21 protein-coding genes are annotated in these 25,348 nt (G+C 32.0%); 16 read left to right on the top strand and 5 right to left on the bottom strand.

What is annotated here, in order from left to right; genetic code table 11:
* The first annotated feature begins 5 nt into the window (after nt 1-5).
* From uvrA to ACFWUA_RS01715, 4 genes are all read left to right on the top strand, one after another.
* On the top strand, nt 6-2,825 hold the full coding sequence (gene uvrA / locus ACFWUA_RS01730; protein ID WP_416198453.1) for an excinuclease ABC subunit UvrA: 2,820 nt from the start codon (nt 6-8) through the stop codon (nt 2,823-2,825).
* A 54-nt stretch (nt 2,826-2,879) separates the two neighbouring features.
* Nucleotides 2,880-3,428 (top strand): hypothetical protein, encoded by a 549-nt coding sequence (locus ACFWUA_RS01725; RefSeq protein WP_416198452.1) that lies wholly within the window; start codon nt 2,880-2,882, stop codon nt 3,426-3,428.
* An 85-nt stretch (nt 3,429-3,513) separates the two neighbouring features.
* Entirely contained in the window at nt 3,514-4,605 is a 1,092-nt protein-coding gene (gene eutH, locus ACFWUA_RS01720) for an ethanolamine utilization protein EutH (RefSeq protein ID WP_416198451.1), read from the top strand.
* A gap of 35 nt (nt 4,606-4,640) precedes the next feature.
* Nucleotides 4,641-6,422 (top strand): aminopeptidase P family protein, encoded by a 1,782-nt coding sequence (locus ACFWUA_RS01715; protein WP_416198450.1) that lies wholly within the window; start codon nt 4,641-4,643, stop codon nt 6,420-6,422.
* 31 nt (nt 6,423-6,453) lie between these two features.
* Here ACFWUA_RS01715 and ACFWUA_RS01710 read toward each other — a convergent pair whose 3' ends face one another.
* The gene (locus ACFWUA_RS01710) at nt 6,454-7,068 is read right to left on the bottom strand and encodes a regulatory protein RecX (protein WP_416198449.1); all 615 of its coding nucleotides are present in this window, start codon (nt 7,066-7,068) and stop codon (nt 6,454-6,456) included.
* 91 nt (nt 7,069-7,159) lie between these two features.
* Nucleotides 7,160-7,408: a hypothetical protein gene (locus tag ACFWUA_RS01705; RefSeq protein WP_416198448.1), complete on the bottom strand. Its 249-nt coding sequence runs from the start codon at nt 7,406-7,408 to the stop codon at nt 7,160-7,162.
* Between the two features lie 299 nt (nt 7,409-7,707).
* Between ACFWUA_RS01705 and ACFWUA_RS01700 the strand changes: the two genes are divergently transcribed.
* Nucleotides 7,708-8,328, top strand: coding sequence for a DUF881 domain-containing protein (locus ACFWUA_RS01700; RefSeq protein ID WP_416198447.1), 621 nt, complete (start codon nt 7,708-7,710; stop codon nt 8,326-8,328).
* A gap of 20 nt (nt 8,329-8,348) precedes the next feature.
* Here the strand turns inward: ACFWUA_RS01700 and ACFWUA_RS01695 are convergent, their stop codons facing one another.
* A complete protein-coding gene (locus tag ACFWUA_RS01695; RefSeq protein WP_416198446.1) occupies nt 8,349-9,026 on the bottom strand; it encodes a hypothetical protein in 678 nt (225 codons plus the stop codon).
* A 102-nt stretch (nt 9,027-9,128) separates the two neighbouring features.
* On the opposite strand from ACFWUA_RS01695, the gene uvrC reads away from it, so the two are divergent.
* The 6 genes from uvrC (at nt 9,129) to ACFWUA_RS01665 (ending at nt 18,612) form a co-directional block, all read left to right on the top strand.
* A complete protein-coding gene (gene uvrC, locus ACFWUA_RS01690; RefSeq protein WP_416198445.1) occupies nt 9,129-10,961 on the top strand; it encodes an excinuclease ABC subunit UvrC in 1,833 nt (610 codons plus the stop codon).
* A gap of 17 nt (nt 10,962-10,978) precedes the next feature.
* On the top strand, nt 10,979-11,923 hold the full coding sequence (gene hprK / locus ACFWUA_RS01685) for an HPr(Ser) kinase/phosphatase (RefSeq protein ID WP_416198444.1): 945 nt from the start codon (nt 10,979-10,981) through the stop codon (nt 11,921-11,923).
* A gap of 202 nt (nt 11,924-12,125) precedes the next feature.
* On the top strand, nt 12,126-15,650 hold the full coding sequence (gene nifJ, locus ACFWUA_RS01680) for a pyruvate:ferredoxin (flavodoxin) oxidoreductase (RefSeq protein ID WP_416198443.1): 3,525 nt from the start codon (nt 12,126-12,128) through the stop codon (nt 15,648-15,650).
* A 167-nt stretch (nt 15,651-15,817) separates the two neighbouring features.
* Nucleotides 15,818-16,498 (top strand): VanR-ABDEGLN family response regulator transcription factor, encoded by a 681-nt coding sequence (gene vanR / locus ACFWUA_RS01675; protein ID WP_416198442.1) that lies wholly within the window; start codon nt 15,818-15,820, stop codon nt 16,496-16,498.
* A complete protein-coding gene (locus tag ACFWUA_RS01670) occupies nt 16,491-17,570 on the top strand; it encodes a sensor histidine kinase (RefSeq protein ID WP_416198441.1) in 1,080 nt (359 codons plus the stop codon). Before vanR ends, ACFWUA_RS01670 begins: the two co-directional genes overlap by 8 nt.
* 133 nt (nt 17,571-17,703) lie before the next feature.
* Nucleotides 17,704-18,612, top strand: a complete 909-nt coding sequence (locus tag ACFWUA_RS01665) for a D-alanyl-D-alanine carboxypeptidase family protein (RefSeq protein ID WP_416198440.1) — start codon at nt 17,704-17,706, stop codon at nt 18,610-18,612.
* Nucleotides 18,613-18,658: 46 nt separating this feature from the next.
* Here ACFWUA_RS01665 and prxU read toward each other — a convergent pair whose 3' ends face one another.
* Nucleotides 18,659-19,378: a thioredoxin-dependent peroxiredoxin gene (gene prxU / locus ACFWUA_RS01660; RefSeq protein ID WP_416198439.1), complete on the bottom strand. Its 720-nt coding sequence runs from the start codon at nt 19,376-19,378 to the stop codon at nt 18,659-18,661.
* A gap of 177 nt (nt 19,379-19,555) precedes the next feature.
* Here prxU and ACFWUA_RS01655 point away from each other — a divergent pair, with 177 nt between their 5' ends.
* Genes ACFWUA_RS01655 through ACFWUA_RS01635 form a run of 5 tightly spaced genes read left to right on the top strand, consistent with a single transcriptional unit; the run spans nt 19,556 to nt 24,747 of the window.
* Nucleotides 19,556-20,872 (top strand): ABC transporter substrate-binding protein, encoded by a 1,317-nt coding sequence (locus tag ACFWUA_RS01655; RefSeq protein WP_416198438.1) that lies wholly within the window; start codon nt 19,556-19,558, stop codon nt 20,870-20,872.
* A gap of 41 nt (nt 20,873-20,913) precedes the next feature.
* A complete protein-coding gene (murB, locus tag ACFWUA_RS01650; RefSeq protein ID WP_416198437.1) occupies nt 20,914-21,825 on the top strand; it encodes a UDP-N-acetylmuramate dehydrogenase in 912 nt (303 codons plus the stop codon).
* A 12-nt stretch (nt 21,826-21,837) separates the two neighbouring features.
* Complete coding sequence (locus tag ACFWUA_RS01645) at nt 21,838-22,575, top strand: PHP domain-containing protein (protein WP_416198436.1); 738 nt, start codon at nt 21,838-21,840, stop codon at nt 22,573-22,575.
* A 23-nt stretch (nt 22,576-22,598) separates the two neighbouring features.
* Nucleotides 22,599-23,456 (top strand): RNase adapter RapZ, encoded by an 858-nt coding sequence (rapZ, locus tag ACFWUA_RS01640; protein ID WP_416199158.1) that lies wholly within the window; start codon nt 22,599-22,601, stop codon nt 23,454-23,456.
* Nucleotides 23,457-23,469: 13 nt separating this feature from the next.
* Complete coding sequence (locus tag ACFWUA_RS01635; protein ID WP_416198435.1) at nt 23,470-24,747, top strand: gluconeogenesis factor YvcK family protein; 1,278 nt, start codon at nt 23,470-23,472, stop codon at nt 24,745-24,747.
* 13 nt (nt 24,748-24,760) lie between these two features.
* Here ACFWUA_RS01635 and ACFWUA_RS01630 read toward each other — a convergent pair whose 3' ends face one another.
* Nucleotides 24,761-25,288, bottom strand: a complete 528-nt coding sequence (locus ACFWUA_RS01630) for a hypothetical protein (protein WP_416198434.1) — start codon at nt 25,286-25,288, stop codon at nt 24,761-24,763.
* Nucleotides 25,289-25,348: the final 60 nt, after the last annotated feature.

The raw sequence follows: 25,348 nt of genomic DNA, 5'->3' as shown, positions 1-25,348 counted from the left end.
ATTAAATGTCAAAAGATAAGATAATTATAAGAGGAGCAAGAGAACACAATTTGAAAAATGTGAATTTGGAACTTCCACGAGATGAGTTTATAGTCATTACAGGGCTTAGTGGTTCTGGAAAGTCATCTTTGGCTTTTGATACTATTTATGCAGAAGGTCAAAGAAGGTATGTGGAAAGTCTTTCTGCCTATGCAAGACAGTTTTTAGGTCAAATGGAAAAGCCTGATTTGGATTATATTGAGGGGCTTTCTCCAGCTATATCTATAGATCAGAAGACAACAAGCAAAAACCCCAGATCTACTGTAGGAACTGTGACAGAGATTTATGATTATTTAAGGCTTTTATTTGCAAGAATTGGAACGCCTTATTGCTATAAATGTGGAAAAGAAATAACCAGTCAAACAGTAGATCAAATGGTAGACAAGATAATGGAATTAGAAGAGAGAACTAAAATTCAAATACTTGCTCCTATAATTAGAGGGAAAAAGGGAGAACATCAAAAGATATTAGAGTCTATAAAAAAAGAAGGATTTATAAGAGTGGTAATAGATGGGGAAATGCATGAAGTTACTGATGAGATATCGTTAGAAAAAAACAAAAAGCACAATATAGAGGTGGTTGTTGATAGAATTGTTGTGAAGGAAGGTATTGAAGGAAGAGTAGCTGATTCTATAGAGACAGCACTTAAACTTTCTGATGGATTGGTTATAGTTGATATTATAGATGGAGATAAGATGCTTTTTAGTCAAAAGTTGGCCTGTCCTGATTGTGGAGTAGCCATTGAAGAGCTTTCTCCAAGAATGTTTTCTTTTAATAATCCCTATGGGGCCTGTCCAACTTGTAATGGTATAGGATATTATAAAAAGATAGATAAAGATCTTGTTATACCCAATCCTTCTTTGAGTATAAATGAAGGTGGTCTTGCCCCATATAGCAATTCAGGAGAAAATACTTATTATTATCAAATATTTAAAACTTTGGGGGAAATTCATGGATTTAGTATGGATGCCCCTTTAAAAGATGCACCAAGTGAATTTTTAGATGAGCTATTGTATGGTACAGATAGAGTGATAAGTTTTGAATTTGAAAGCCATTTTATCGGTCATAGAAGCTATAAAGGGAGTTTTGAAGGGATCATACCAAATTTAGAGAGAAGATATAGGGAAACTAATTCTGACTATATGAGAGATAGAATAGATGAGTTCATGGCAGAAAATCCATGTCCTCATTGCCATGGGAAAAGACTTAGAGAAGAGGTTCTTGCAGTCAAAATAAATGGTTTAAATATAGCAGAAGTGACGGATTTATCTATTAGAGAAGCATTAAAATTCTTTGGGAATTTGAAAATCACTGAAAGACAAGAACTTATAGCCCATCAGATACTTAAAGAAATAGTAGAAAGACTTAAATTTTTGGAAGATGTGGGACTCAATTATTTGACCCTTTCTAGAAGTGCTGGTACTCTTTCAGGGGGAGAATCTCAAAGAATAAGGTTAGCAACTCAAATAGGTTCTAGCCTTGTAGGAGTAGTATATGTTCTTGATGAACCTAGTATTGGACTTCATCAAAGGGATAATGCAAAGCTTCTTAAAACTCTTAGGAATTTGGCGGATTTAGGTAATACTCTCATTGTTGTAGAACATGATGAAGAAACTATGTATAGTGCTGATTATATTGTAGATGTAGGTCCTGGAGCTGGTACTCATGGAGGATATATAGTGGCTGAGGGAACTGTTGAAGATATAAAGAAATCCAAAGAATCTATTACAGGTCAATACCTTTCAGGAAGAAAGAAAATTGAAGTACCTGAAAATAGAAGAAAACCTAATGGAAAATGGATTGAAATAGTAGGTGCTAGTGAAAACAATTTAAAAAATATTGATGCAAAAATACCTTTAGGGGTTTTTACTTGTATCACAGGAGTTTCTGGTTCTGGAAAAAGTACTCTTATAAATGAGATATTATATAAAAGTCTTGCAGGGAAATTAAATGGAGCAAAGGTAAAACCAGGGAAACACAAGGAAATAAAGGGCCTTGAAAATCTTGACAAGGTCATAGAAATAGATCAGTCTCCTATAGGAAGAACTCCAAGATCTAATCCAGCTACTTATACAGGGGTATTTGACTATATAAGAGATGTATTTGCCATGACTCCAGAAGCAAAGATGAGAGGATATAGCAAGGGAAGATTTAGCTTTAATGTAAAGGGAGGAAGATGTGAAGCCTGCAATGGAGATGGAATCATAAAAATAGAAATGCATTTTTTGCCTGATGTATATGTACCATGTGAGGTATGTAAAGGAAAGAGATATAATAGAGAGACTCTTCAAGTCAAGTATAAAGGTAAAACCATAGCTGATGTATTGGATATGACTGTGGAAGAGGCATTGGAGTTTTTTGAAAATATTCAAAACATAAAGAGAAAGCTTCAGACTTTATATGATGTAGGTCTAGGGTATATAAAACTTGGGCAGCCTTCTACTGAGCTTTCTGGAGGTGAGGCCCAAAGAGTAAAACTTGCTACAGAATTAAGCAAGAGAAGTACTGGAAAAACTCTCTATATATTGGATGAACCTACAACAGGACTTCATATGGCGGATATTCATAAACTCATTCAAGTGCTAGATAAGCTAGTGGAAAATGGCAATTCTGTAGTGGTCATTGAACACAATTTAGATGTGATAAAGACTGCAGATTATATTATAGACTTAGGTCCAGAAGGTGGGGATGAAGGGGGAACTATTGTTGCAACAGGAACCCCAGAGGAAATAACTAAAGTAGATGCTTCATATACTGGACAATTTTTGAAAGAAGTCTTAAAGTAAATTTATGTTTAAATCCTCTATTTTTGTCCATACTCTTTATAGGGAGGGATATGGATGAAAAAGAGGATTCTTTGTTTTTTGATGCTTTTTTATTTGATATTTTCGTTGTATACTATGGTTTTTTCTCAAAACAATTACAATAAAATAGATGTTTCTTTTAAAGATATTGTTTTAAAGGGTCAGGGAGGAATATATGATTTGCATGGAGAAACCTTTTATTACAACAATAAACTTTATGCTCCAGTTTCAAATGTCATAAAAGCTTTGGGGGGAGAAGGAATATTAAATAAAGAAGAAAATGAGATAACTATAAGAAATTATAGGGACTTTGAAGAATGCAATAGTTTAAATGGAGAAGTGTTTGCCTATGGTATGATAATGAGCATTGATTATCAATCTAGAGAACTAGAAATAGAACAGTATTTAGATGACAATAGTATAGAATTGCCTTCTAAAGTAGAAGTTAAAAGAGATGTTAGTATACTATTTGAAAGAAACGACAAGAAGATGAATTTGGATTTTGCTGATTTGAAAGCAGGAGATAGGATAGGTTTTATTTTGGATAAGGGGAAGAATGTAAGAGCAATTATTTTGTCTAAATAGTGTTTTATAAAAAAGCATAGAAAAACTTTATGATTTTTGGTACAATATCATTGCAATATTTATTATGAACAAAAAGAGGTATTTTATGAGTCAAATTGTACTTTATGTAATAATATTTTTTTCATTGTTGGGAGCTATAGACAAATTGCTAGGAAATAAGTTTGGACTTGGTGCAAAGTTTGAGGAAGGCTTTAAAGGTATGGGAAGTCTTGCAATGACTATGATAGGAATATATTGTCTTTCACCTGTCATAGCTCATTATTTTTTGTCTTTTTTGTTGCCTCTATCAAGGGTGACAGGAGCGGATCCTTCTATTTTTATAGGCAGTATTTTAGCTTGTGATATGGGAGGATATACTGCAGCTGTAGAGATTGCAGCCAATGAGGAAATTGCAAAGTTTTCTGGAATTATTTTAGCTTCAATGATGGGAGCTACTATATCTTTTACTATACCTATTGCTACAAATATATTGTCCAAGGAGGATTTTGATTATTTTGCCAAGGGCGTATTGTCTGGGATAGTGACTATACCTGTTGGATGCTTAATAGGTGGACTAGCTATGGGATTAGGTATTAGAGATATATTTATGAATATAATTCCAATTGTTGTGCTTTCTGTAGTTATAGCTGTATGTCTTGTAAAGATTAAAGAAAAAATTGTGAAATTGTTTGTCAATATAGGTAAAGTAATTTTTGTTGTAAGCCTTGTTGGACTTATATTGAGTATATTGAACTTTGTACTTGGTATAAATATATTGCCTGGAATGATACCTTTTGAAGAGGGAATTGTAGTAGTAGGCAAAATAGCAGTTATATTGTCAGGAGCTTATCCTTTGATTTATTTTTTGTCAAAGGTATTAGAAAAAGGGTTGTCAAGTTTAAGTGAGAAATTAGGGGTAAATGATATCTCTATACTAGGTCTTATAACTTCTTTGGCCAACAATGTGCCAACTCTTGGAATTTTAAAGGATATGGACTGGAAGGGCAAGATAGTAAACTCAGCTTTTGCGGTGAGTGGTGCTTTTACTTTTGGAGGTCAATTGGGTTTTGTGTCAGGTGTTTCTGAAGATGTAGTAATTCCCTTTATACTTGCTAAGCTTGCAGCAGGATTTAGTGGAATACTTGTTGCTATTTTCTTTATAAAGTTAGAAGAGAAAAACAAAAAAAGTGTGATATAATTGTTTTGAGAATCTAAATACAAGGGGGTTAAAAAATGAGTACCATAAATGAAAGAATAGCGTCTCTAAGAAATTTAATGAAAGAAAGAGGGATAGATGCCTATATAATACCAACCTATGACCCTCATCAAAGTGAATATGTAGGAGATCACTGGAAGACGAGAGTTTGGATATCTGGATTTACAGGTTCAGCAGGAACTGTTGTTGTAACAATGAAAGAAGCAGGATTGTGGACAGATGGAAGATATTTCATACAAGCAGCAAATCAAATCAAAGATAGTGAAATAAAGCTTTTTAAAATGGGTATTCCAGGAGTTCCATCCTATATGGAATGGCTTAAGGAAAATTTAGCTGAAGGTTCTAGTCTAGGATATGATGGAAAAGTATTTCCAGTTTCAGATGTAAAACAAATAGAAGAGAAACTTTCAAGCAAAAATATAAAATTAGTTGAAGAGTATGATCTTGTAGGAGAAATATGGAAGGATAGACCAGAACTTCCAATGGATAAAGTGTTTATTCATGAAGTAAAATATGCAGGAAAGAGTCCAAAGGAAAAGATAAATGAAGTAAGAGAAAAGATGAAAAAATTAGATGTTTCTTATTATCTATTGGGAAGTTTAGATGATATAGCTTGGGTTTATAATATAAGAGGTAATGATGTTGAGTGCAATCCAGTGGTTACTTCTTATGGACTTATTTCTATGGATAAAGCTTATCTATTTGTTCATAAATCAAAAGTTCCTACAGAAGTTGAAAAGTACTTAAACGATAATGGTATAGAAGTAGCTGAATACGATGAAGTAAGAAAATATGCTGAAAGTATAAAAGAAAATTCTAGAGTTTTTATAGACCCAAGTAGAATAAACAAATGGTTATATAATGGAATACCAAGTAGCTGTAAGATAGTTGAAGGAAGAAATATAACTACAGATTTAAAAGCAGTTAAAAATTCAGTAGAAATAGAAAATTTAAAGAATGCATATATAAAAGATGGAGTGGCATTGGTTAAATTTTTGTATTGGCTAGATGAAAATATAGGGAAAATTCCAATGTCAGAAATATCTGTTACTGAAAAATTGGAAGAATTCAGAAGACAGCAAAAAGATTTTGTAGAACCTAGTTTTGATACTATAGCTGGATACAAAGAACACGCTGCAATGATGCATTATAGTGCTACAAAAGAATCTGACTATAGTCTTGAAAAAGAGGGAATGCTTCTTATTGATTCAGGTGGACAGTATTTAGATGGAACTACTGATATAACAAGAACTATAGTATTGGGGCCTATTTCAGAAGAAGAAAAGAAAGACTTTACTTTGACATTGAAAGGACATATAAATCTAATAAAGACAAGATTTTTATATGGAGCAACAGGTTCAAATTTAGATGTGCTTTCAAGATTTCCATTGTGGCAAGAAGGTCTTGACTACAAATGTGGTACAGGTCATGGGGTAGGATATTTCTTAAATGTTCATGAAGGTCCACATAGAATTTCACCAGCACCAAATACAGTGAGATTGGAAGAAGGAATGGTTGTAACTATAGAACCAGGTGTATATAAAGAAGGAAAACATGGTATAAGAATTGAAAATGATGTAGTAGTTAAGAAAGATATTGAAACAGATTCTGGGCAATTCATGAAATTTGAAACTATATCTTTTTGTCCAATAGATTTGGAAGGGATAAATGTAGAACTATTAGATGAAAGTGAAAGACAATGGTTAAATAACTATCATGAAGAAGTTTACAAAAAATTGTCCCCATATTTAGAACAAGAAGAAAAAGAATGGTTGAGAAGAGAAACTAGAAATATATAACAAAAAAGGCATCCGTTAATTGGATGCCTTTTTATTTAAGTATTTCTTTTAATACTTTAGAAACTACATCATAAGAATAGCCTTTTCTCTGAAGATATCCACCTAGTTTGCGATAGATGGTATTTTTATCTTCATTTTTATAGGATGTGATTTTTTTACTTGCCAAATTCATGGCTCTTTCAAATTCATCATCGCAATATTCTTCTATTATATCATCTACTATATCTTTAGATATACCTTTTAGGAAAAGTTCTTGTTTGAGTCTATAGCTTCCCCAATCTCTGAAATTTATTTTATCTTTTATGAAACTTTCGGCAAATCTTCTATCATCTATTAGTTCTTGTTCCTTTAGAAATTTGATAGTATTGTCTATGGTATCTTGACTATACCCCTTAGAATTCATGCTGTTTCTAATTTCATGCTCTGATCTCCATCTATAGGAGAGAAGATTTAAAGCATAATTGTTAGCTTTATTTTGCTCTTCTCCTTGAAGTACATCTTTTATGAAGTCTTCATCTATTTCCATATCCACTTCCAAACTATATTTGTAGAGTATTTCTATATCTATGCCAAAGGTAAAATTTCCGTCTATATATACATTTACTCTGTTTTTATTTTTTTGGGATTCTATTTTTGATATTTTCATTGTATTCATCCTTACTTAAATTTATATCTAGTATTATATCACAAAAAATGTGGGAAGACATATTTGCCTTCCCATAGAAATTTTGATTGAATTAGTGAACTAAAATTTCTTCTTTTTCTTCTACAACATCATAGTATAAAGTTTTGTTATACCTAATCATACCTTTTTTATAACCTTGCATTTCTGCCAATGTCTTTAGTTCAATTCCTGTTATCTCAATTAGTTCATCTCTTATTTTTTCCCCTTTTTTGTTTTTTACTGAACAAAGATAAATTGCATCATCTTTTAAATCTTTAATTTCAATTCCCAATGTTTTTAAGATTTTGTTAGATGCAAACAAAACATCCACCCCCTGTTTAATATCTAATAAAATATATTTATTACAGCTATTTAACAAGACATATATAGTATACCACATTTTGGGAGGAAACATCAAGAAAATTTCTACAATTCATATTTGAAATTAGAATATATATAAATATTGAATAGTTTGTGTTATAATTATAAAGTAAGAATAGATAAAATCCTCATTTTTGCAAAGGGGGTATAGAAATTAAAAAGGAAAATCTTCTTATATTTTTTGTAAGTATTTTTTTAGGAATATTGATTGCTTTTCAGACTAAGAGTGTGAATAATATATTGAATATTAAATTGCCAATCAATAGAAGTGGCAATCAGTTAGTTAATCAAATTAAAAAAGAAAAAGAAGCTAATAAATTGTTAGAAGATGAAATAAAAAGTGCAAGTAAAATTGCAAATGATTATGAAAAGGGTATTGTAGAGGAAGATGATGAAGTAAAAGAAGTGTTTGAAGATATTCAAAAATATAAGATCATGATTGGATATGAAGATGTTCATGGACCTGGAATTTTGATTCAAATAAATGATCTTTATGATGACTTTTTTTATTTTACTGATGAACAGGTTTTGTTTGAAAAAAAGGAATTGTTGATGTTTATAATTAATTCATTAAAGCTTGGTGGGGTAGATGCTATTGCAATAAATGATTTGAGATTTACCAATCATACGGAAATAGAAGTGGCAGGAAATCATTTTGAGATAAATGGGACTTCTACCAATACACCTTTTGTCATAAAAGCTATTGGCAATCAAGACAATTTATATGAAGTAGTCAAAAATTTAGCTGATGACTCAATGTTTGATATAAAAATCACAAAAGAGGAAGATATCATGATTCCAAAGGTTAAAAAAACTATTGAATACAAATATGCAGAGCCAGTTTTAAATAGCAAAAGATAAAGCATCCTTTTAAGGATGCTTTACACATATTTTCTCATTTCTATTTCATGTTGTTTGAGTATATATAGAATTTGATTTTTTTCTTCTCCACTTGTATTTAATGTTATTTTCCCTTGTTCATATTCGATAAACAATTCTAGGCCATCTTGCAAAGGTAGATATCCATCAATCATATCATATGGATAAAAACCTGTAGCATTGTGTAGAGGGTGACCAAGAGAAATATCTATTCTCAAATCTAGTCCCGTCACAACAATTCCTTCTTGGGTGAATATTATCCTCATGGTTTTTTCAGAGTATTTAAGCAAAAATATTGAGATAATCAAAAAAACAACAAAAAGGATTATATTGGTCATAGATATAGACTTAAAAGATGAATTTGCTATGGCTGGGGCAAAATATATTAGAACTAAAAATAGATAAATCCATGATTTTTCTGTTTTGGTGAAATTGTCCCCATTTATTTCTAAAAAAACTTTGCTTTGAGACAACAATTTTTTATTCCATTTTAATTTTAGAAATCCTTGAAAGAACATAAAAAATATGAGACCTATTGAGAGTATTATGGGTAGTATAATGTCTTTTGCCTTAGGTAAATTTTTCAATATTGGATTTAATACAAGGGGTAAAATAGATATAAATGCAATTGTAGCTATAAAAGATATAAAAAATGCTATGGATTTTTTCATCTTTACCATAAAAAAGCCTCCTAAAATATTGTTATGGGTATATTATATCTTATTGAAAAAGCTTATTCAATTTACTTATAATAATAATATATCAAATAGAAGGGTGAGTTTATGTTTAATATAGAAGAAGAATTGAAAAAACTGCCTGACAAACCAGGAGTATATATAATGAAGAATGAAAGTGGAGAAATAATTTATGTAGGGAAAGCAATATCCTTAAAAAAAAGAGTAAGACAATACTTTCAGTCTTCAAGAAACAACACGATTAAAGTAAATGCTATGGTTAAAAATATAAGCGAATTTGAGTATATAATAGTAGACAATGAAGTAGAGGCTTTGATACTTGAATCAAATTTGATAAAAAAGCATAAGCCGAAGTACAATGTACTCTTAAGAGATGATAAACAATATCCTTATATAAAAGTGACTACGAATGAAAAATATCCCAGAGTCATAAAGACTAGAAATGTATTGAAGGATGGAGCAAAGTATTTTGGGCCATATCCTAGTGGCTATGCAGTCAATGATGCTCTTGAAATAATCAGGAATTTATATCCTATTAGAACTTGTAACTTAAAGCTCAATGGAGAAAAGGTATTAGATAGACCTTGTCTTAACTATTATATAAAAAGATGTCTAGCACCATGTCAAGGAAATGTAGATGAAAATATTTATTTAGAAATGATAGATGAAATACTTATGTTTTTAAATGGCAGAGAAGACAAACTGGTAGAGATGATAGTCGAAAAAATGAATGAGGCTTCTAAAAATTTAGATTTTGAAAATGCAGCAAAGTATAGAGATCAGATAAATTCCTTGAAATTGATTCTTGAAAAGCAGAAAATTGTTTCTGCTAACAATATAATAGACCAAGATATCATAGGTATGGCTAGAGGTGTTGAAGATGTATGTGTACAAGTCTTTTTTGTAAGAGCAGGTAAGATTATGGGAAGGGAACATTTTATATTGTCTGATGTAGAGCATTTAGATAGAAGCGAAATACTCAGCTCATTTATAAAACAGTTCTACTTAGGAACTGCATATGTTCCAAAGGAAATATTTGTAGAAGAAGAATTTGAAGATATAGCTGCAGTATCAAAATGGCTGAGTGAAAAGCGAGGAACTAAAGTGGATATAAGAGTGCCAAAGCGAGGAGAAAAGAGCCAATTGATGGAAATGGTCAGAAACAATGCTTTAAATACTTTAAATCAATATGGGGAAGATATAAAGAGAAAGACGAAAGAAAGAGAAAGCGCTTTGGGAAAACTTGCAAATATCATGGAATTAGACAAAATACCCTTTAGAATAGAGGCCTTTGACATATCAAATATCCAAGGAATAGAACCTGTAGGGAGTATGGTGGTATTTGAAAATGGAATACCTAAAAAAAGTGATTATAGGAGATTTAAGATAAAGACAGTTATAGGCCCTAATGACTATGCTAGTATGGCAGAGATAATAAAAAGACGATTTGAAAGATGGCCTTCTTGTCTACCTGATCTCATCATGATAGATGGAGGAAAGGGGCAGGTAAATATAGTAGAAAGGGTACTAAAGGATTTAGGAATAGATATAGCTGTATGTGGACTTGTAAAAGATGATTTTCACAGGACTAGAGGGATTATATATAGAAACAATGAAATAAATCTGGAGGAAAGTGAAGAAACTTTTAAATTAATAACTAGAATTCAAGATGAAGCTCATAGATTTGCTATAAGTTATCATAGGAGTTTAAGAAGCAAGAAAATTTTTAAATCTGTCTTAGATGATATTAATGGAGTAGGGGAAAAAAGAAAAAAAGCACTTCTAAAAACATTTGGAAGTGTAGATGGAATAAAACAGGCTTCATTGGAAGAATTAATAGCTGTTGAAGGAATGAATAAAGTTGTGGCAGAAGAAGTGTACAATTTTTTTAGAAAAGACAATACAAAATGTGAAGAATAAAAATGGGAAGTGATGATATGGATTATGTTACATTGGATAAATTGATAGAAGATTTAAAATTAGAAACCATATATGGTGCAGATAATATGGATAAAGTAAAGATAAATAAAAGTGATGTAAATAGACCAGGACTTCAGTTGGCAGGATATTTTGATTATTTTGCCTATGAAAGATTGCAGATAATAGGGAATGTTGAGTGGTATTATTTCAATAGTTTGCCTGAAAAAGTAAAAAGTGAAACAATAGAAAAGATGTTTTCCTACCCTATACCCGCAATTGTTATATCTAGAGATTTAGAAGTTTTCCCTGAGATGCTTAGATTTGCAAAGGAAAAAAATAGGACAATCTTAAGAACTGAACATTCTACAACCAAATTCATAAATCTCCTCATAAATTATTTAGATGATGTATTGGCTCCTGAAATAACAGTTCATGGAGTACTGGTAGAAGTATATGGTATGGGTATATTGTTGACTGGCAAAAGTGGTGTAGGAAAAAGTGAGACAGCTCTTGAACTCATCAAACGAGGGCACAGGCTTGTAGCAGATGATGCTGTAGAGATAAAAAGGGTAGAAGATGATATAAGAGGAACTGCACCAGAAATAATAAGACATTTCATGGAAATAAGAGGCATAGGAATACTTGATATAGAAAGGCTTTATGGAGTGGGAGCGGTTAAAAAATGGGAATTTGTAGATATGATTATAGAATTAGAGTTTTGGGATGAGGAAAAAGAATATGATAGAATAGGTCTAGATGAAGAGTATGCAGAAATTTTAGGCATAAAAATACCTAAATTAATTATACCTGTAAGACCAGGCAGAAATACTGCTATGATAGTAGAAGTTGCAGCTAGGAACAATAGACAAAAAATTTTAGGATATAATGCTGCAAAAGAGTTAGGTGATAGGGTTAAAAAAGAAATTGAAAAGAGAAAAAAAGACTATCATAGCTTAGATTGATAAAATCATAACAAATAATAAGGGCGTTAGAACTAGCAAATATGAGGATTTAAAGAAGAATTATGGATTTATTAATATTTTGTTTGTTGACTTTATAATTCATGTTTAATATACTGAAAATAGAGTGTGCCTTGGGGCATAAAAATATTTAGTACTATAAAGTGTTAAATAAATTGAAAATTATTATAAAGGGGGTCTATGAATGACAAAAGTTATGAAGACCATGGACGGCAATACTGCTGCAGCCTATGTTGCATATGCTTTTACTGATGTAGCAGCAATTTACCCAATAACACCATCCTCACCAATGGCAGAGTTAATTGATGATTGGGCTGCCCATGGAAAAAAGAATATTTTTGGACAAGAAGTACGTGTTACTGAAATGCAATCAGAGGCAGGAGCAGCAGGAGCTGTTCATGGGTCGTTGTCAGCGGGAGCGTTGACTAGTACATTTACTGCTTCTCAAGGATTATTACTTATGATTCCTAATATGTATAAGATAGCAGGAGAACTTTTGCCAGGTGTATTTCATGTAACTGCTAGAGCAATTGCAGGTCATGCGCTATCAATATTTGGAGATCATTCAGATGTTATGGCTACTAGACAGACAGGATTTGCTCTTTTAGCTTCAGGTAGTGTTCAAGAAGTAATGGACTTAGCTGGAGTAGCTCATCTAAGTGCTATAAAAGGTAGAGTACCTTTTGTACATTTCTTTGATGGTTTTAGAACAAGTCATGAAATTCAAAAGATTGAATTAATTGATTATAAAGAATTTGAAAGATTAGTTGATATGGATGCAGTAAATGAATTTAGAAATAGAGCATTAAATCCAGAACATCCATATACAAAGGGTACAGCACAAAATCCAGATATATTCTTCCAAGCTAAAGAAGCATCAAATGTATTCTATGAAAGAATTCCAGATATAGTTAATGATTATATGAAAGAAATTTCAGAGATTACAGGTAGAGAATATAAACCATTCAATTATTATGGAGATCCAGAAGCTGAAAACGTTATAGTAGCTATGGGTTCAGTGACAGAGGCTATTGAAGAAGTTGTTGATTATTTAAGAGCTAAGGGAGAAAAAGTCGGAGTACTTAAAGTTCATCTATATAGACCATTCTCAGAAAAATACTTCTTTGATGTAATGCCAAAGACGGTTAAGAAAATAGCAGTTCTTGATAGAACTAAAGAACCAGGTGCATTGGGAGAACCATTGTACTTAGATGTTCGTTCTCTATATTATGGGAAAGAAAATACTCCTATAATAGTTGGTGGAAGATATGGATTAGGTTCAAAAGACACTACTCCATCACAAATTTATGCTGTATTTGAAAACTTGAAACAAGACAATCCAAAAGACAGATTTACAATAGGTATAGTAGATGATGTAACTCATACATCACTAGATATAAAAGAAGAAATAAAAACTGCCCAAGAGGGAACTATTAGATGTAAATTCTGGGGGCTAGGTTCTGATGGAACTGTTGGTGCAAATAAGAGTGCAATAAAGATTATTGGAGACAATACAGATATGTATGCTCAAGGATACTTTGCATATGACAGTAAGAAATCAGGTGGAGTTACTATATCACATTTGAGATTTGGAAAACAACCTATAAGATCTACTTATTTAATTGATGAGGCTGACTTTATCTCCTGTTCAAAACAATCTTATGTTCACCAATATAGTGTATTAGATGGATTAAAAGATGGAGGTACATTCCTTCTAAATACTACTTGGACAGTTGATGAATTAGAAGAAAAGTTGCCAGGAAATGTTAAGAAATATTTAGCTGAACACAATATAAATTTCTATATTATAAATGCTACAAGTATTGCAAATGAAATAGGACTTGGCAATAGAACAAATATGATTATGCAATCAGCTTTCTTTGAACTTGCAAAAGTTATACCAATAGAAGATGCTGTTAAATATTTGAAAGATTCTATAGTGAAGACTTATGGAAAGAAAGGTCAAGAAATTGTGGACATGAACTTCAAGGCAGTTGACAGAGGAATTGAATCCTTAGTTAAAGTTGAAGTCCCAGAAAGTTGGAAAGATGCTGAAGATGAAGAAGCAGCTTGCGATAAAGAAGTGCCAGATTTCATTAGAGATGTTCTAATTCCAATGAATAGACAAGAAGGAGATAAACTTCCTGTAAGTACTTTTGTAGGTAGAGAAGATGGCTCATTCCCACATGGAACTGCAGCTTATGAAAAACGTGGTATTGCTGTAAGTATTCCAGAATGGCAAATAGATAATTGTATTCAATGTAATCAATGTTCATTTGTATGTCCTCATGCAGCAATTAGACCAATATTGTTAAGTGCAGAGGAAACTAAAAATAAACCTGAGTCATTTGAGACTAAAAAAGCTATGGGCAAAGGACTTGAAGGGCTTGAATATCGTATACAAGTGAGTCCACTTGATTGTACAGGCTGTGGAAACTGTGCAAATATATGTCCAGCAAAAGAAAAGGCTTTGGTTATGAAACCATTGGAAGATTTAGTAGAAGTTCAATCTGAAAATTGGGATTTTGCTATGACAGTTGAACCAAAAGAAGAACTTATGGATAGAAACAATATCAAAGGTAGCCAATTTGCTCAACCATTGCTAGAGTTCTCAGGAGCTTGTGCTGGATGTGGAGAAACTCCATATGCTAAATTAGTTACTCAATTGTTTGGAGATAGAATGGTAATTGCCAATGCTACAGGATGTTCATCAATTTGGGGAGCTAGTGCACCTGCTACTCCATACTGTACAAACAAAGAAGGCAAAGGACCAGCTTGGGCAAATTCATTGTTTGAAGACAATGCTGAATACGGATATGGTATGTCAGTAGCTATCAAACAATTGAGAAATAAATTGGAAGAACTTATGAAAGAATTTATTGAATTGAATATTGATAGTGAATTAAATGCTGTTTTCAATGAATGGATTGAAGGAAAAGATGAAGCAAAGGCTTCAAAAGCTGCAGCACTTAAGATTCTTCCATTGTTAAAGAAAGATATTGCCAATGAAAGAGGAAAAGAAATATTAAGTGAAATAGATGAATTAAAAGATTATCTAATCAAGAAATCTCTTTGGATATTTGGTGGAGACGGCTGGGCATATGATATAGGATTTGGTGGCTTAGATCATGTACTTGCTTCAGGAGAAGATGTGAATGTATTGGTATTTGACACAGAGGTTTATTCAAATACTGGTGGACAATCATCAAAAGCTACTCCAACAGCAGCTGTTGCTAAATTTGCTGCATCTGGAAAGAGAGTTAGAAAGAAAGATTTAGGTATGATAGCAGCTTCTTATGGCTATGTATATGTAGCTCAAGTAGCTATGGGAGCAGACAAGAATCAACTGATAAAAGCTTTAAAAGAAGCAGAAAGCTACAATGGACCATCACTTATTATAGCTTATGCACCATGTATCAATCATGGAATTAAGACTGGAATGGGAACTAGTCAAAATCAAGAAAAGAAAGCAGTAGAAGCTGGATATTGGCATCTATATAGATACAATCCAATGCTAGAAGAAGAAGGCAAGAATCCATTTATCCTAGATTCCAAAGAACCAACTGCTGACTTCATTGATTTCTTGAATACAGAAGTTAGATATACTTCACTAAAACAAACTTTTCCAGAAATAGCAGAAGAGCTATTCAAGAAAGCAGAACAAGACGCAAAGGCTAGATACAACAAATACAAAAAAATGGCTGAATAAATGAGACAGTAGGGACGGTTCTCGCTGTCGCAAAATTGCCTCAAAACCGCCTTACAGGTAGAAATACTTGTGAGGCGGTTTTTTATGTGCGAGGATACAATGAAAGTGATATAATTAATTTGTGCAAGAGCGCAAACAAATCGAATATTATTTTATTGGAGGATAAGATGATTAGAATTCTTGTGGTCGATGATGAAAAGGAAATAGCTGATTTATTGGAATTTTATCTTCACAATGAGGGATATGAAGTAATAAAAGCTAATACAGGGAAGGATGCTCTTCATATTATCGATAGTCAAGATATTGATTTAGCTATTTTGGATATTATGCTTCCAGATATTGATGGATTTACTATATTAAAAAAGATTAGAGAAAGTTATTTTTATCCTGTTATTATGCTTACCGCTAAAGTTGAGGATATTGACAAGATAATGGGTTTAACTATTGGTGCTGATGATTATATCACTAAGCCTTTCAATCCTCTTGAGCTTATTGCTAGGGTCAAGACTCAGATTAGAAGGACTAAGTTGTACAACAGAGAAATAGAATCAGATTTTATTGACATTAATGGATTGCATATCAATATGGATTCACACAAAGTGTATATTAATGAAAAAATTATAGATCTTACACCTTTGGAATATGACATTTTATTGTATCTTGCCCAAAACAAAGGCAGGGTTATTTCCGCAGAAGAGCTTTTTACTAATGTTTGGGGAGATAAATATATAGATAATAATAATACTGTTATGGCCCATATTGCAAGGTTGAGAGAAAAGATGGGCGAAAACGCTAGAAAACCAAAATATATTAAGACTGTTTGGGGGGTAGGCTATATCATTGAATAATTATTATAAGTGTTTTAAGAAAAAGTTTTTAATTAGTTTTGCTATTTGGTCTACTCTATATACAGTCATCATATTACTTTTATTTTATTTATTTAAGATAAAATTAGGCAGTAAAACCTATTTCGGATATGAGTTTATGTATCCATTCTATCATTGGGCTAATCATAATAGAGCTTTTTTGGTTTTATTAGTTTTATCTTTTGGTTATGCTATTATTATTTTAAGGCTTTTTAAGAAAATATTAAAATATATGGATGAGATTATCAATGCAATGGAAGAGATATATAGAAAAGATGATGAACTGATCACTCTTTCAGGAGATTTGAAGGAAGTAAATGACAAGATGAATAAAATCAAGTTTAAATTGAGGGAAAACGAAAAAATAGCTAGAGATTCTGAAAAAAGAAAAAATGATTTGATTATATATCTTGCTCATGATTTGAAAACACCGTTGACTTCAATCATTGGTTATCTAACTATTTTGAAAGATGAAAATGATCTTAGTGAAAGATTTCGTAAAAAGTATCTTCAGATTAGCTATGATAAAGCATTAAGACTTGAAGATTTAATCAATGAATTTTTTGATATCACACGTTATAATTTGAAGGATGTTGTGCTTGAAAAATCTATGGTTGATTTTAGTTTCATGATGGATCAAATTATCTATGAGTTCAAACCATTACTAATAGAAAAAAATCTTAGAATGAATGCTAATATTGAATCTGGAATTAAGATAAATATAGATACAAATAAGATTGAAAGGGTTGTTGACAACATCATTAGAAACGCTATCAATTATTCTTTTAAAGATAGTATAATTGATATTTGTGTAAGTAAAAGTGAAGATTTTGTAAATATAATTATTAAAAATAATGGACCAACAATCCCAAGTGAAAAACTTGATCATATTTTTGATGAGTTTTTTAGACTTGATCCTTCTAGAAGTTCTGAGACTGGCAATGCTGGACTTGGACTTGCTATTGCAAAATCAATCGTAACGGCTCATGGTGGCACTATCACAGCTAAGAGTAAAGATGATATTATAGAAATGAGTGTGAAACTTCCAATTTAAATTGTAAGAAAATCGTAAGTATTTAATAATATAAAACGAAAGAAATACACCTTGATTTTTGATAACATTGTATCAGAAACTAAGGTGTATTTTATTTATCACTATTATTTATGACACATGGGAGGTATACACGATGAAAAAATTTTTAAAACGTTTAATGTTTATAGTAATAGCTTTATTTTTGATTGTTATATTAAAAAACAAAGCTAGGTATGCTAGTTTTAATTTAGGAAAATTTTTAAATGTCTTTAAGTCGGATGATTATGCTAGTAGATATATTTATGTTTTAGATCGAGAAGACAAAAGTGTGGAATATGAAAAGAATTCTAGGGAAAGGGCATATCCTGCATCACTTACCAAAATTATGACAACTATTGTAGCACTTGAACATATTGATGACCTATCAGCAGTTGCACCTATAGATGTAGATACATATAAGGAAATGGTAGCAAATAATGCTTCTATGGCTGGGTTTTATGGTAGAGAACCAGTAACCTATAGAGATCTTCTTTATGGAACAATTTTAAGTTCTGGTGGTGAAGCTGCTAATTCTCTTGCTATAAATGTTGCAGGGAGTGTAGAGGATTTTGTCCGCCTTATGAATGAAAAGGCATCTGAACTTGGACTTGAAGATACTCATTTTACCAGTCCAGAAGGTCTTCACGATAAGAATCAATATACTTCGGCTTATGATATGGCAAAACTTTTGGATTATGCTTTAGATAATGGCGATTTTAGAGCAATTTTCACGAAGAAGACTTTCAAGACTACATCTACTATGGATCATCCTAATGGGATTGTCTTAAAATCAACAGTTCTTTCAAAACTTGCTGGGATATCAGAGGAGGGCTTTGAGATAGTTGGTGGTAAATCAGGGACAACATATGAAGCTGGGGAATGTTGGGCAACACTTGGCATAAAGGAAGACCGTGAATATATTTGTATAGTTATGGGAGCACCTCTAAAAGATATCAGTAACCCAGATATGGCACAGATAGATGATACTATCAAACTTTATAAGAGAATCAAAACTAATAAATAATCAAAATTCTGCGACAGTGAGGACCGTCCCCACTGTCGCATCCACATTAATCATCAAAAGCTTCGCTAACTTTCCAATGTTTCCAGACGTTGCCTACAAGTTCTGGGCCAGGTTTTAGAGTGGTTTTTCCTGGTTTCCAACCGGAAGGAGTAACTTCTTTGCCTTTTGTTTCTCTTACCAATTGGAAAGCTTTTATTTGTCTTATAGTTTCTCCTACATTTCTTCCAACTGGTGGTGTAAGTACTTCAAAACCTTGGATTATGCCATCTGGATCGATAATGAATCTCCCTCTTGTTTCAACTCCACTATCTTCATCATAAATACCATACATTTTTCCAATACTTCCATCTTGGTCTGCTAACATTGGGAATGGAATGTTTTTACCAATCATTTTAGATAATTCATGTTCATTCCACATCTTATGAACAAATATGGAGTCTACACTTATTGAAAGAACTTGCACGTCTAAATCTTGCAATTCAGGATATTTTTCAGCAACTGCTGAAACTTCAGTAGCTCAGACGAAGGTGAAATCTCCTGGATAGAAACACAATAGTACCCATTTTCCCTTATAATCATCTAGACTAACTTTCGTAAATTTACCATCATGAAAGGCTGGTGCAGTAAAGTTTGGTGCAGGTTTTCCTACTTTTATCATTTTATATTCATCCTCCTTTTTAATAGTTTCAGCTACTTTTGTAGCTTCATTTTCTGAATTCTTTTCTATTGTAGGTCTAGTACAGTTTGCTTTAATTTCATTCTCCATAAAATCACTCCTATTGATAATTGTTATAATATACACACAAATTATAGATCTTATCTATAGTTATACCCATAAAAATTATTTTAAACAATAAAATTCTGCGACAGTGAGAACCGTCCCCACTGTCGCATACATAAATTGGACTTCTTTTGAATATTTTATATTCAGGAGGTGTTTTTTTTGAGAGGCAAAAAACAGAAAATAGCAAGTATTATTCTAATTGCATTTATTGTATTTTGGTCTGTATATATGCATTTCAATGATGTGGAATCTCTTACAGAAGTAGAAGAAGAAAATTATACTGGAATAATAAAAATTTATGATTATCCAAGATTAGATTTAGATAGTGGAAGTAGATATACTTGGATTCAAGGGAAAATAAAAGCTTTTGAAAGGAAAAATCCTGGTGTATATATTGAATTTACACCACTGGATTGGAAAAGTGGACCACAACTCATAAGGGAGAGTATGAAGAATGGTGATGGCCCAGATATAATTCCTATAAGTTATAAATTTGATGATTTTGAAAAACTTGAGGTGTTAGATGAATATTTTTCTAAAGATGAACTAGATGAATTTAGAGATGAAGCATTAAAAGCTACTACATATGATGACAAATTGATTGGAATACCTTTTGCTATGAATACTTATGTTATGTATTTAAATTTAGATTTGTTTAATGAAAGGGGAGTATCTCCACCTCATGATGGAAATTGGACTTATGAGGAATTTGTGGAGATTCTTAAATCCCTTACTTTTGATTCTGATGGTGATGGACTAACTGATCACTATGGATTTGTTTCTTTTGTAGAACCAAATTATTACAATATTTGGGGTCTAATACTTGGGGATGGGGCAGATATTTTAAATTGCAAGAAGGGAGATTATTCGTTTTATGGAGAAGAAGCAGTAAGAGGAATAGAAAGGGTTTTGGATTTGAAATATAAATATGAAGTAACTCCTGAATTTTTTGGTATAATAGGAGAGGAGGAATGTTGGGAAATGTTTAGTGCTGATAAAAATATAGCGGTATATCCCACAGGTTCTTGGGCAGTGAAGGCACTGTCTGATCTCCAAAATGATGGTGAAGGATTTAATTTTGATGTGGCCAATTATCCTAGTGGGGATAAAAAAACTCCAAGAGTGTTGACAAATAGCATAGCATCCTTTGGAATTGTCAAGGATGAAGATATAAAGAAGATGGAGATGTGTGTAAAGTTCTTGAAATTCTTAACGGGAGAATCTAATCAAAGAACTCTTGAAAAGCTTGGGCTTTTCTCAGTGAAAAAGGGTATGGATGATATGTACGTAGATAATTTCAGAATGAGAAAAATTGAGTCTTATCTTGACAATGTAGTAGTTTTACCTAAATGTAAAAAATGGGAAAATATAGATGTTATATTGCAAGAAGAATTGAGAAGGGCAATACTCAAAGAAAAATCCTCAAAAGAAGCAGTAGAGGATGCAAAGTTGAGAGTGGAAGAATTGACAAGATAATGTATAATATTGATTATGAATAAATGACAGGAGTGGTTTTTTTGGAAAACAATTTAAATAGATTGTTTAGTGAACAATTAAAATTTGCTAAGATACTCATAGATGAACCTATGAAAAATCATACTTCATTTAAAATAGGTGGACCAGTAGATGTGATGGTTATACCTAGATGTATAGAAGAACTTGTTGAAACTATAAATATTTGTAAAAAAAATGATATAGATTATTATATAATAGGAAATGGAACCAATTTGTTGGTCAGTGACAAGGGTATTCGAGGAGTTGTCATAAAAATTTCAGAAGGATTGGGAAATATTTCGGTTGAAGGTACTACTATGAAAGCTCAAGCTGGAGCTTTGGTTACAGTTGCAAGCAAAATTGCTTTAAAGAATTCTCTCACAGGACTAGAATTTGCCAGCGGCATACCAGGTAGTATTGGGGGAGCTGTGACTATGAATGCAGGAGCTTATGGCGGTGAAATGAAGGATATAGTGACTAAAGTTAAATGCCTTGATGAGGATGGAAATATAGTTGAATATACTGGAGATGAGATGAATTTCAGATATAGAGGAAGTAGAATAGGGGATGAAAATTTAATAGTTCTTGAGGCAGAAATGGAACTTCAAAAGGGCAATTTTGAGAAAATAGAAAAAACCATGAGAGAACTTACTGAAAAGAGAAATTCAAAGCAACCACTACAGTTTCCTAGTGGTGGAAGCACTTTTAAAAGGCCAGAAGGCTATTTTGCAGGGAAACTTATAGATGATTCAGGTCTTAGAGGTGTTAGATATGGGGATGCACAGATTTCAGATAAACATTGCGGATTTATAGTTAATTTAGGGAATGCAAGTTGCAAGGATGTTTTAACATTGATACAATTAGTGCAAAAAGTTGTAAAGGACAATTTTGATGTGTGTTTGGAACCAGAAATAAAAATTATTGGAGAAAAGTAGAAAGGAAAAGATATGATATTAATAGGAGATTATCATACTCATACTATATATAGCCATGGGAGTGGTACTATAAGGGAAAATGTAGAGGAGGCTTTAAAAAAGGGGCTTAAAGAAATTGCTATATGTGATCATGGCCCCGGCCATATAGGTTATGGTGTGAAGAAGAAAAATATAGAAGTTATGAGAAGAGAAATTGATGAATTAAATAGAGAGTATGAATCTAAAGGTATTAAAATTCTCTTTGGTATGGAAGCTAATATTGTAAAATATGATGGTACTATAGATTTAAATGAGGAAGAAATAGAACTTCTTGATATACTTCTTCTAGGTTTTCATTTTGGTGCTATGCCTAGAAATCCTATAGATTGGTCTAAATTGTATATATTTAATTTTTTATCTAAATTTGTACCAGGAATGAAGAAGACAATGGTTGAAATGAATACAATGGCTCTTTTAAAGGCTATGGATAGATATCCTATAGATTTGATAACCCATCCAGGTTCTAAAGTCTATGTGGATATAGAAAGAATTGCAAAGAAAGCTGCTAGAGTAGGTACTGCCCTTGAGATAAACTCAAGTCACAGCCATTTAACTGTAGATGAAATAAAAATAGCACTAAAAGAAGATGTCAAATTCTATATAAATAGCGATGCTCATACTCCTGAAAATGTTGGAAATTTAAAAAATGGAATAGAAAGAGCAGAAAAGGCAAAAGTACCAATAGAAAGAATAGTAAATGCTATAGTTTAATTTTTGGAGGTGATGATATGGATATGGAATTTGTAATAATCACAGGATTGTCTGGAGCAGGGAAAAGTCAGGCGATGAAGGCAATGGAAGATATAGATTTTTATTGTATGGACAACCTTCCACCACAGCTATTGCCAGGATTTGCTGAATTGTGCTATGAATCAAAGAGAAACATAAAAAAAGTAGCAGTGGTTGTAGATATAAGGGGAGGTAAGTTTTTCGATGCACTATTCAATAGTTTAGATAAGCTCAAAAATAAGGGACTTAAATATAGGATTCTTTTTTTAGAAGCTTCTGATGCTGTTTTAATTAAAAGATATAAGGAACTTAGAAGACCTCATCCTTTGAGTGTTAATGGAAGAATAATTGATGGTATCACAAAAGAAAGAAAACTTCTTGAAGAAGTCAAGGGAAAATCTGATTATATTATAGACACTTCTAATCTGACTATTGCCATGCTTAAAGAAGAAATAAGAAAAATATTTGTTGAAGGAGAAGAATTAAGAAAATTGACTATATCTGTAGTTTCTTTTGGGTTTAAATATGGGATACTTTTAGATGCTGATTTGGTTTTCGATGTAAGATTTTTGCCAAACCCATATTATATAGAAGAACTAAAAGAATATACAGGAAATGATAAAAATGTACGTGACTATGTGCTCAAGTGGGAACAAACTAAAATATTTATAAGCAAATTGGTAGATATGCTGGATTTTCTCATTCCATATTATATAAAAGAGGGAAAGACTCAGTTGGTAATTGGTATAGGTTGTACTGGAGGAAAACACAGATCTGTTGCTATAGCTGATGTTCTCTACGAAAGGCTATTAGAGAAAGGCAATAGAGTCATATTAAGCCATAGAGAATGCAAAGCGAATTAAAGGGGAAATTGCCATGGGTAGAAAAATTAAGTCTAAACTAATTTTAACAGGATGGATATTGTTGGGCGTAGTTGGAATATTTTTAGTGGCGATAGGATTGTCTGGGTTTATGTACAATATATTTGCTAGCAACAAGACAAATGTAAAAATAATATTTACCCTATTGGGAGTATTTTTTATAATTTTTTCTACAAGAAGAATCATAAAATTGATAATAGATGTGATGAAAAATAAGAAAATCAACAGAGATTTGAGTAAAGAAGATTTAAATGAAATGATATATAAGGAAAAAGTATTGTCTAAAGGGCCTAAGATTGTGGCTATAGGAGGAGGAACGGGTCTTTCTATCCTCTTAAGAGGCCTTAAGGAATATACTTCAAATATCACTGCTATAGTCACTGTAGCAGATGATGGAGGTGGTTCTGGAGTTCTCAGGGAGGATTTGGGGATGCTTCCGCCTGGAGATATTAGAAACTGTATTTTAGCTCTTGCCAATACAGAACCTGAGATGGAAAAAATACTTCAATATAGATTTAAAGAAGGCTCGTTGAAAGGGCAGAGTTTTGGGAATTTGTTTTTAGCTGCTATGAATGAAATATATGGTAGTTTTGAAGTGGCAGTGAGAGAAACTTCGAATATTCTTGCTGTTACTGGAAAGGTACTTCCTATGACTTTAGAAGATGTAAAATTGTGTGCTGTATTAGAAAATGGAGAAATAGTTGAAGGAGAATCAAATATTCCAATTAGAAACAATGAGTGCAAAAGTAAAATAAAACGAATATATATAGAGCCTCAAATCAGTTATCCATTGGTAGAGGCCATAGAGTCAATAAAAGATGCAGATATAATAGTATTAGGTCCTGGTAGTTTATATACCAGTGTTATACCCAATTTGCTTGTCAACAATATTGTAGGACATATATGTGATTCAAAAGCTATAAAAGTTTATGTGCCCAATGTCATGACTCAACCTGGGGAGACAGATGGATATACTGTAGCTAATCATGTAGAAGCTATATTAGAGCATAGCAGACCAGATTTACTTGACTATATAATTGCAAATGTAGAAGAGATTCCTGAAGAAGTTTTAGAGAAATACAAAGAAGATGGAGCTAGACCAGTAGTTTTGACAAATGAAGATGAAAAGAAATTAAAAGATATGGGCATAACTGTTATAAAAGATAATTTAATTGATGTGAAAAAAGATTATATACGACATGATACATTAAAACTCAGTAGCATAATTGTAGGATTGTCTAAAGATGGGAAAACAAAGAAAGCTTACTATTAAAGCTTTCTTTTTCTTAATGTGTTTTGCTTTTTTCTTCCAACATTTTTGAAATCAGTGTTCCAGCTGTTTTTTTAGTTAGGTTTTCGTAAGAAATAGTTGTATTTAATTCACTGGACAATTTTTTTATAGTATCTATTTGCCTTTTTGTAGGAGGTTCTTCAAGAAAAGTATGAGTATTTATCTTTGGAACTTCTTCTACATCCTCATTTAGTGATATTTCTTCTATAGATGTCATTCCTACATTGGTTAAATCTCTCAAAACTCTTGCTTTGGCCCTAGTAGAAGCCATTCTGATTAAATGAGGAGCTATATTTGTATTTACTGATTGAGGACTAGCATCACCTATATCGGAAAACTTTTCATTGTCTGTAATTGCTGTAGCTTTACATATAGCAGTCATATTGTTTTCCTTGCTTGGAATTTGAATGAGTTCTACATTTATAGATTTTAAGTTTTTCTGATGTGCCAAATCAAGTAGTCCTTCGTAGGTGACAAAATTTTTTCCTTGAAGACTTATAATGAAATTTTCATTTATATTCATTAAATCACCTCTAAAATTAGTTTTAGTTTATTTTATATATTTAAACTATAAAAAAATGGA

Origin of the sequence: Sporanaerobacter sp. (assembly GCF_047830725.1) — a bacterium.
GTDB lineage: Bacteria > Bacillota > Clostridia > Tissierellales > Sporanaerobacteraceae > Sporanaerobacter.
Note: the sequence above shows the minus strand (reverse complement) of the source record. Positions and strands in the feature narration are given on the sequence as shown.

Excerpts from the sequence above, each read along its gene's own strand:
- ACFWUA_RS01725 (WP_416198452.1), top strand. The coding sequence starts at position 2,880 with ATGAAAAAGAGGATTCTTTGTTTTTTGATGCTTTTTTATTTGATATTT.
- eutH (WP_416198451.1), top strand. The coding sequence starts at position 3,514 with ATGAGTCAAATTGTACTTTATGTAATAATATTTTTTTCATTGTTGGGA.
- ACFWUA_RS01710 (WP_416198449.1), bottom strand. The coding sequence starts at position 7,068 with ATGAAAATATCAAAAATAGAATCCCAAAAAAATAAAAACAGAGTAAAT.
- hprK (WP_416198444.1), top strand. The coding sequence starts at position 10,979 with ATGGATTATGTTACATTGGATAAATTGATAGAAGATTTAAAATTAGAA.
- ACFWUA_RS01695 (WP_416198446.1), bottom strand. The coding sequence starts at position 9,026 with ATGGTAAAGATGAAAAAATCCATAGCATTTTTTATATCTTTTATAGCT.
- ACFWUA_RS01635 (WP_416198435.1), top strand. The coding sequence starts at position 23,470 with ATGGGTAGAAAAATTAAGTCTAAACTAATTTTAACAGGATGGATATTG.
- uvrA (WP_416198453.1), top strand. The coding sequence starts at position 6 with ATGTCAAAAGATAAGATAATTATAAGAGGAGCAAGAGAACACAATTTG.
- ACFWUA_RS01715 (WP_416198450.1), top strand. The coding sequence starts at position 4,641 with ATGAGTACCATAAATGAAAGAATAGCGTCTCTAAGAAATTTAATGAAA.
- ACFWUA_RS01645 (WP_416198436.1), top strand. The coding sequence starts at position 21,838 with ATGATATTAATAGGAGATTATCATACTCATACTATATATAGCCATGGG.
- vanR (WP_416198442.1), top strand. The coding sequence starts at position 15,818 with ATGATTAGAATTCTTGTGGTCGATGATGAAAAGGAAATAGCTGATTTA.
- ACFWUA_RS01665 (WP_416198440.1), top strand. The coding sequence starts at position 17,704 with ATGAAAAAATTTTTAAAACGTTTAATGTTTATAGTAATAGCTTTATTT.
- ACFWUA_RS01630 (WP_416198434.1), bottom strand. The coding sequence starts at position 25,288 with ATGAATATAAATGAAAATTTCATTATAAGTCTTCAAGGAAAAAATTTT.
- rapZ (WP_416199158.1), top strand. The coding sequence starts at position 22,599 with ATGGAATTTGTAATAATCACAGGATTGTCTGGAGCAGGGAAAAGTCAG.
- nifJ (WP_416198443.1), top strand. The coding sequence starts at position 12,126 with ATGACAAAAGTTATGAAGACCATGGACGGCAATACTGCTGCAGCCTAT.
- uvrC (WP_416198445.1), top strand. The coding sequence starts at position 9,129 with ATGTTTAATATAGAAGAAGAATTGAAAAAACTGCCTGACAAACCAGGA.